Origin of the sequence: Micromonospora sonneratiae, assembly GCF_042679305.1 — a bacterium.
GTDB lineage: Bacteria > Actinomycetota > Actinomycetes > Mycobacteriales > Micromonosporaceae > Micromonospora_H > Micromonospora_H sonneratiae.
This window is the reverse complement of the sequence record NZ_JBHTMP010000075.1, coordinates 24,074-30,949: the sequence shown is the minus strand read 5'-3', so window position 1 is coordinate 30,949 and position 6,876 is coordinate 24,074. Positions and strand designations below refer to the sequence as shown.

Below are 6,876 nucleotides of genomic sequence, written 5' to 3'. Positions count from 1 at the left end.
TGGGCCACCCGTTCGGGTGGCCCACAACTGTTTCCAGGGCCAGTTCACGCAATCAACCGGTCCGTGTCGTGGACGGTTCATCAAGGCGTGGCGGACCGGAAGGTCACCGGCAGTTCGTCGAGGCCACGGAGCATTCCCGGCCACCGGCGCAACTCGGCCAGCGGTTTCGCCAACGTGAGATCGTCGAATCGTCGTACCAGGGAACCGAGCACGACCGTGGCCTGCTGGCGGGCCAGCGCCTGGCCCAGACAGTGGTGCATGCCGTGACCGAAGCTCAGATGCGGTATCCGTTCCCGGGTGACGTCCAATTCCTCAGGAACGGGGAACTGCGCCGGATCGCGGTTGGCGGCGGCCAGCGAAACCACCACCATCTGCCCGGCCGGAATCCGTACGCCGCCGATCTCGACCTCGTCCCTGGTGAACCGGGCCACCCCTCGGGTCACCGGACCGTTCAGCCGGAGCAGCTCCTCGATGGCATTCGGCAGAATCGTCGGATCACGGCGTAGTGCCGAGGCGAGTTCCGGATTGCGGAGCATCGCCAGGATCGCCGAGCCGATGAAACAGACCGTCGTCTCGTGACCGGAGAGCAACAGCATGATCGCCATGGCGACGACCTCGGTGTCGGTGAGCCGCTCCTCGACGTTCGCCTGGGTCAACGCGGAAAGCAGGTCGTCGCCCGGGTTCGCGCGTTTCGCGGGCACCAGTTCCTCGAAGTAGCGGGTCATCTCCGCCCTCGCCGCGTCAGCCCGCCGAAGGGTGTCCGGGTCGCCCGGTGGCATGGCCAGACCGACCGTCCACCGCCGGAATAGCTTGCGGTCCGCGTACGGCACACCAAGGAGTTCACAGATCACCGCGACGGGCAACGGATACGCCAGGGACTCGATCAGGTCGGCCGCGCCCGCCGGCTCGATGGCGTCGAGCAGCGAGTCGGTGAGCTCCTGGACGTACGGCCTGAGGGCCTCCACCCGCCGGGCGGTGAACGTCCTCGCCACGATGCCCCGCAGCCGGGTGTGGTCGGGTGGGTCCACCGCCAGCATGCTCCAGGCCAGCACGTTGGGACGACGGCGGGCCGCCGCCGGTCCCGGCATGACCGAGGAGCCGTACTCGAGGCTGCTGCTGAACCGGGGATCGTTCAGGGCGGTCACCGCCTCGTCGTACCCGGTGACGATCCAGATGTCGACGGTGCCGCGCAGCTTGACCTGCTGGACCCGGCCACTGGACCGGATCGCGTCCAGCAGCGAGTACGGGTCGTCCTGCTGGGAGAAGTCGCCGGGAATGTCGAACTCGGCCGCGATCGTCATGCGGTCACTCCTTTCAGGGCAGGACGGGCGGCGACGGCCGGCCGTACCGACTCGGTGAGCAGCCGGCCCTCCCGTACCCGGAAGCGGACCGTGGGTTGGGGCGAGGTCGTGTCCACGAGGAGCGTGCGTTCCTCCGTCCAGCCCTCCAACCGGAACTCGTACCGGCCCAGGTGCACCAGCTTGAAGGCGGGCCGGTCGGCCAGCACCAGCACCGGCTGACCGGTGTCCGTGTCGATCCGGCCCGGAACGTCCGGCGCGTCACCGGGCTGCTCCTCCTCGGCCCATTCGGGGAATCCGGCGGGCACCGGGAACCGGCACGACAATCCGGCCAGGTCCGCGTCGGACAGGGGTACGGGATCGGTGGCCAGCAGCACGTCCGGCCAGGGCAGCCGGTCCAGATAGGAGGACGGGAACAGTTCCAGCAGCCGCCGGGTCAGTAGGCAGTCGATGACGAGGTGGATGCGGTCTTCCGTGCCCTCGTTGCGTACGTAGTGCGGTCGGTCGAAGTCGCCGAACCACAGCTGCCCCGCCGGCCAGTGGTAAGACTGCGACTCGATGACCAGTTCCGCACCGGGGTTGGTGATGATCGGGACATGCAGTCGAAGGACGCCCCAGGGGTATCCGCACTTGCCGTCCCGGTGCTCGTGTACCCGTACGCCGGGACCGAGGGACATCAGCCGGACCGCACGTAACGGTGCCGGGATGCTGGCCAGGACCTTGGCCAGGTAGGGCGTGGTGGCCAACAACGGGGTGTCGCCGTACGGGTCGAGGCCGGCGCCGCCGGGATCGGTACGGCCCGGGTCTCCGTTCGGGCTCCGTAGCGGCAGGATGCGCCAGTCGAGTTCCACTTCGGCCGCGAGTCCGTCCTGGCCGTAGGCCCGCTGTGCCCGCCAGCGGCGGTCCCGTAACGCCTGGACCTCATCGACGAGACGTACGGTGTCGTACCGGCGATCCAGTGGCGCAACCGCCGGTAGCGCGGACTTGGCTGCCCGTACCGGATTCATGACCGGGACCCTCTACGTACCACGACGCCACCCGGGTCGTCTGCGGCTACCCCGGCGAAGGTCAGGCCCGGCGCCGGAACCAGGCCGGCAGCGGCCAGATCGGCCAGGACGGGGTCGGGTCGGTGCATGTGGTGCGGTCGCTGAACCTTCTCGGTCGCGATCAGCCGGTCGTCGTGGAACGTGCGGTACGTGTAGGTCAGTCGGGACTCGTCGGCACCGAGGGCGATGGCTGCCGCCGAGAGTTCGTACCGGCATTCACCCACCCTGACCTCGTCGACGACGCGTTCCGAGAAGTCCGGTGCCGGCTGCCTGAGCACCATGTCCATGGCCAGTAGGCCACCGTCGACGAGGTGGTCGGCGAGGGCCTGGAACAGGTTCGGCCGGTCGGCCGGTCGTACGTGTTCCAGCACCCCGCCGAGGTAGGCGTAGTCGAACCGGCGGCCGAGCCGGAACGGCGGCACGGCGACGTCGAGGACGGTGACCCGGGCCTGTAGGTCCGGCCGCTCGGCGAGCTTCGCCAGCAGGACCGCCCGCATGGTGGCGGACCGTTCGAGGCAGAGCACGCTGGCCGCGTGTTCCGCGACGGCCAGGGTGAGGCGGCCGGTGCCGGGGCCTATCTCAAGCGCGTGCCCGCCGGGCGGGGCGAGGTCCGCGAAGAACTTCACCGAGGGCAGCGCATCTTCGTTTCTGCGGAACAGGTCGTAGTAGCCCGCCGCGAACGCGTACGGATCGGGGGCTTCCATCGTCGGCTCCTTCGTCGTCGACCCGGTGGGAAGGGGCATTCGTCGTACGCCCTCGGTCAGTTTCGAGGGCGTACGACGAACACCGTCACTGTGGATCAGTGCCAGTAACGCATGGTGGTCACCTCCCTTCACCTCTTGCTGGGATCGGGGCCTCGGCGGGGCTATCGCAGCGCGATGTCCAACCGGTCGAGGCCACGCAGGGTGAGATTGGGGCGGAAGACCGGGTCGGCGACCAGCCGCGCGGCCGGATGCTCGGCGGCGAGGGCGGAGAAGAGGGCGCGGGCCTGGAGAGCGGCGAATGGCGATCCGAGACAGGAGTGCGCGCCCCGCCCGAACCCGAGGTGTGGGTTGACTCGGCGCTCCGGCCACCAGGAGTCCGGCTGGGGAAACCGGTCAGGATCCCGGTTGGCCGCGCCGAGCAGCAGCGTCACCGCCTGCCCCGCCGATATCCGTACGCCGTCGAGCTCGGTGTCGGTGACGCAGACCCGGGCGGTGGCCTGTACGGGGGAGGTGAAGCGGACGAGTTCGTCGACGGCCAGGTGCGGATCGGCACGACGGAACAGGTCCAGTCGGTGGGGCTCGCCCAGCAGCACGGCGGCGGCGAGACCGCACAACCGACTGGCTGACTCGAAGCCGGCGTGCAGCAGCACCCGAAGGGTGTTGGCGACGACGGTTCGTTCCACGCCCGACCGGTCGATGTGGACGGCGATGTGGGCGACGACCCCGGAGGCGGGCGGGTCCACCAACCAACTGTCGGTGAAGGCCGCCAACTCGGCTCGGGCGGACATCGCCGGTGGCCCCAGTTCCGGCCACAGACCGGCGTCCATGCCGTCGGCGACGGTCTTCGACACGGCCACGAACCAGGACAGCTCCGGCTGCGGTACGCCGAGGAAGTCGGCGATCGTTCCGGCGGTGAGTGGCTCGGCCACCTCGGCGATGAAGTCGACACTGGGCCGGTTGGCGGCGCTGGCGAGTAGCTGGCTGACCCGGTCGGCGACCTTCCGGGTGATGGCGTCGTGGTCGACGACCCTCAGCGCCTCCATGACCAGCCGACGGATCGCCGTGTGTTCGGGGGGATCGAGGGTCTGCACGCTGATGGCCTGGGGCGGCATTTCCTCGCCGGCCCGCCGCCAGTCAGCGGCGAAGCGCTCGCTGTCCCGCAGGACGGCTACGCAGTCGGCGTACCGGGTGAGCATCCAGGACTGGAGGGGTTCATAGAAGAAGATCGGTTGCCGGTCGCGGAGCCGCGTGTAGGTTGGGTAAGGATCGGGCAGGATGTCGGGCCGTACCAGCGACCGGATCGGATCGTCGATGTCGATGTCGTCGTCGATGTCGCGCAGGACCATGAAGGTGTACCCCCGGTGACAGGTATGAGCCTTGTGAGCTTGGGTGTTACCGGTTATTGATATGCTTCGATGTATCGAAGTAGGTGTATTGAATCAGATGTGTGGAAGATCCGAAAGGGGGTGGTGGCTGATGATTGCGGCACCCCCGGACGTCCCGGTGCTCAGGGTTCGTGGACCTGGCGCTGCCGCCGGTTGCCGGTGTGGGGCCGGGAGGTTGCCTGTGCCTGGGGGGTTGCGAACCGGACGTTGCCCCGGGCGGCCAGCAGTTGCTGGGCGGAGGATGTCTACGTGGTGGGCCGCCGGGGACTCGAACCCCGAACCTATGGATTAAAAGTCCACAGCTCTGCCATTGAGCTAGCGGCCCGTGCGCGCTTAGGTTACCGGATGCCTGGTCCTCCGGTCTTGTGGCTTCCTGCTGCCTGCGGGGTGCTCGTCGCTCAGTCGGTCAGCCCGGCCAGTGCTGCCTGTAGGCGGCGGGTGGCCTCGTCGGCGACCGTACGGAGTTCGTCGCGTCCGGTGAGTCGTACCATCACCTGCGGGTCGAGCGCCTGGACGAGGGTTGCCTCGGGACCGTCGGCGCGGATGACGACGTTGCACGGCAGCAGCAGGCCGATGTTCCGGTCGATCTCGACCGCCGCATACGCCAACTGTGGGTTGCAGGCACCGAGGATCAGGTAGTTCTCCAACTCGACGCCGAGCTTGGCGTGAAGCGTCGCCCTCATGTCGATCTCCGTGAGAACGCCGAATCCCTGGTCCGCGAGGGCCGCTCGTACCCGTTCGACGGTGGAAGAGAAGTCAGCCTCTATGCGGACACTGATGTCGTACGTCATGTTTCCACCTCCTTGTGAAGATACTGCCGGTCCGGCGAGGAGCGGCGAGGTGTATTCGCCCTTTCTCCGGCCCGCCCCCGACGGTTCTTCCAGTGGTCGCCGGGTGAACCGACCTCCGGGTGGGTGATCCCCGCAGCCGGTGGGTATCCACGACAGCACGCCCGGCAGAGGGTGACGCGTGTCCCCGAAACACCCCCAGGGGTACACGGCGGTTACGAGGGAGTGGGGCAGATGGCAGTAGAGGTGACAGTGATCGCGACCTCGTCGCTGGGCGATCGGAGTTATCTGGCGTCCGACGGCCGGTTCGGTGTGGTCGTCGACCCCCAGCGCGACATCGACCGGGTGACGGAACTGGCCGGCCGACTCGGCGTACGGATCACCCACGTGGTCGAGACGCACATCCACAATGACTACGTCTCCGGCGGCCTGGAACTCGCCCGCACCACCGGGGCGGAATACCTGATCTCCGCCGAGGACGCGGTGGCCTTCGAGCGGCGGGCGGTCGCCGACGGCGACGAGGTCGGGATCTCCGACGCCATGCGACTACGCGTCCTCGCCACCCCGGGCCACACCTTCCACCACCTGTCGTACGTGCTCGACGAGCCGGCTGGGGACGGTGACTGGGCCCCGGTGGGGGTGTTCACCGGCGGATCCCTGCTGTTCGGCACCACCGGACGTACCGACCTGCTGGGTGGGGAGTACGCCAACGAGTTGGCCCACCACCAGTACGCCTCCGCCCGACGGCTGGCCGACCTGTTGCCCGACGGCACTCAGATCTGGCCGACACACGGCTTCGGCAGCTTCTGCTCCGCCAGCCAGGCCGACGCCCCCGAATCCACCATCGGACGGGAACGGACGGCAAACCCCGTCCTGCAACTGGCCGCCGACGAGTTCGTGACCGAGACCCTGGCCGGTCTCGACGTTTATCCGGCCTACTACGCGCACATGGGCGTGGCCAACACCAACGGCCCGGCCCCGGTCGACCTGACCCCGGTCGCTCGCGCCGACGCCGCCGAACTGCGCGAACGCATCGCCGCCGGGCAGTGGGTGGTCGACCTGCGACACCGCCGGGCGTACGCCTCGTCGCACCTGGCCGGGACGGTCAGCCTCGGCCTGGACGGGCCGATGTCCACCTGGCTCGGCTGGCTCATCGAGTGGGGCGTGCCGGTCACCCTGCTGGCCGAGACCCCGGAACAGATCGCCGAAGCACAGCGTGAACTGGTACGGATCGGCATCGACCGGCCGGCAGCCGTAGCGACCGGTCAGCCGCGGGACTGGGCCGCCGACTCCGGACGGCTGCGCGAACTGTTCGTGGTGGACTTCCCCACGCTGGCCGCCGCCCTCGACGGAAAGGTAGCGGCCGGCCTGCCCGCGCCCGAGGTGGTGCTGGACGTACGGCTGACCAACGAGTGGCGGGCCAGCCACATCGAGGGAGCCGTGCACGTTCCGCTGCCCGAACTGCCGAGCCGCCTGACGGACGTGCCCGAAGGTACGGTCTGGGTGCACTGCGGCTCGGGCTACCGGGCCGCCGCCAGCGTGTCGCTGCTGGCCAACGCCGGTCGGCAGGTCGTCCTCATCGACGACATGTTCGCGCATGCCGCGCCGGCCGGTATCCGGATGGCGGCTGACACGCGCTGAGGACGAGTGGATCA

General features: G+C 68.8%; 6 protein-coding genes and 1 tRNA gene. 1 reads left to right on the top strand and 6 read right to left on the bottom strand.

Annotated elements, in window-relative coordinates; all coding sequences use genetic code 11:
* Positions 1 to 80: 80 nt before the first annotated feature.
* From ACFQ4H_RS30185 to ACFQ4H_RS30160, 6 genes are all read right to left on the bottom strand, one after another.
* Positions 81 to 1,301: a cytochrome P450 family protein gene (locus ACFQ4H_RS30185; RefSeq protein WP_377577570.1), complete on the bottom strand. Its 1,221-nt coding sequence runs from the start codon at positions 1,299 to 1,301 to the stop codon at positions 81 to 83.
* Positions 1,298 to 2,305, bottom strand: a complete 1,008-nt coding sequence (locus tag ACFQ4H_RS30180; RefSeq protein ID WP_377577567.1) for an aspartyl/asparaginyl beta-hydroxylase domain-containing protein — start codon at positions 2,303 to 2,305, stop codon at positions 1,298 to 1,300. The genes ACFQ4H_RS30185 and ACFQ4H_RS30180 overlap by 4 nt, the downstream gene beginning before the upstream one ends.
* On the bottom strand, positions 2,302 to 3,048 hold the full coding sequence (locus ACFQ4H_RS30175; protein ID WP_377577565.1) for a class I SAM-dependent methyltransferase: 747 nt from the start codon (positions 3,046 to 3,048) through the stop codon (positions 2,302 to 2,304). Before ACFQ4H_RS30175 ends, ACFQ4H_RS30180 begins: the two co-directional genes overlap by 4 nt.
* Before the next feature lie 161 nt (positions 3,049 to 3,209).
* The gene (locus tag ACFQ4H_RS30170) at positions 3,210 to 4,394 is read right to left on the bottom strand and encodes a cytochrome P450 (RefSeq protein ID WP_377577562.1); all 1,185 of its coding nucleotides are present in this window, start codon (positions 4,392 to 4,394) and stop codon (positions 3,210 to 3,212) included.
* 289 nt (positions 4,395 to 4,683) lie between these two features.
* A tRNA-Lys gene (locus ACFQ4H_RS30165) sits at positions 4,684 to 4,758 on the bottom strand.
* Between the two features lie 73 nt (positions 4,759 to 4,831).
* Entirely contained in the window at positions 4,832 to 5,224 is a 393-nt protein-coding gene (locus ACFQ4H_RS30160) for a DUF302 domain-containing protein (protein WP_377577559.1), read from the bottom strand.
* Between the two features lie 231 nt (positions 5,225 to 5,455).
* On the opposite strand from ACFQ4H_RS30160, the gene ACFQ4H_RS30155 reads away from it, so the two are divergent.
* Positions 5,456 to 6,862, top strand: a complete 1,407-nt coding sequence (locus ACFQ4H_RS30155; RefSeq protein ID WP_377577556.1) for a rhodanese-like domain-containing protein — start codon at positions 5,456 to 5,458, stop codon at positions 6,860 to 6,862.
* The last annotated feature ends 14 nt before the right edge of the window (positions 6,863 to 6,876 follow it).

Excerpts from the sequence above, each read along its gene's own strand:
- ACFQ4H_RS30170 (WP_377577562.1), bottom strand. The coding sequence starts at position 4,394 with ATGGTCCTGCGCGACATCGACGACGACATCGACATCGACGATCCGATC.
- ACFQ4H_RS30185 (WP_377577570.1), bottom strand. The coding sequence starts at position 1,301 with ATGACGATCGCGGCCGAGTTCGACATTCCCGGCGACTTCTCCCAGCAG.
- ACFQ4H_RS30160 (WP_377577559.1), bottom strand. The coding sequence starts at position 5,224 with ATGACGTACGACATCAGTGTCCGCATAGAGGCTGACTTCTCTTCCACC.
- ACFQ4H_RS30155 (WP_377577556.1), top strand. The coding sequence starts at position 5,456 with ATGGCAGTAGAGGTGACAGTGATCGCGACCTCGTCGCTGGGCGATCGG.
- ACFQ4H_RS30175 (WP_377577565.1), bottom strand. The coding sequence starts at position 3,048 with ATGGAAGCCCCCGATCCGTACGCGTTCGCGGCGGGCTACTACGACCTG.
- ACFQ4H_RS30180 (WP_377577567.1), bottom strand. The coding sequence starts at position 2,305 with ATGAATCCGGTACGGGCAGCCAAGTCCGCGCTACCGGCGGTTGCGCCA.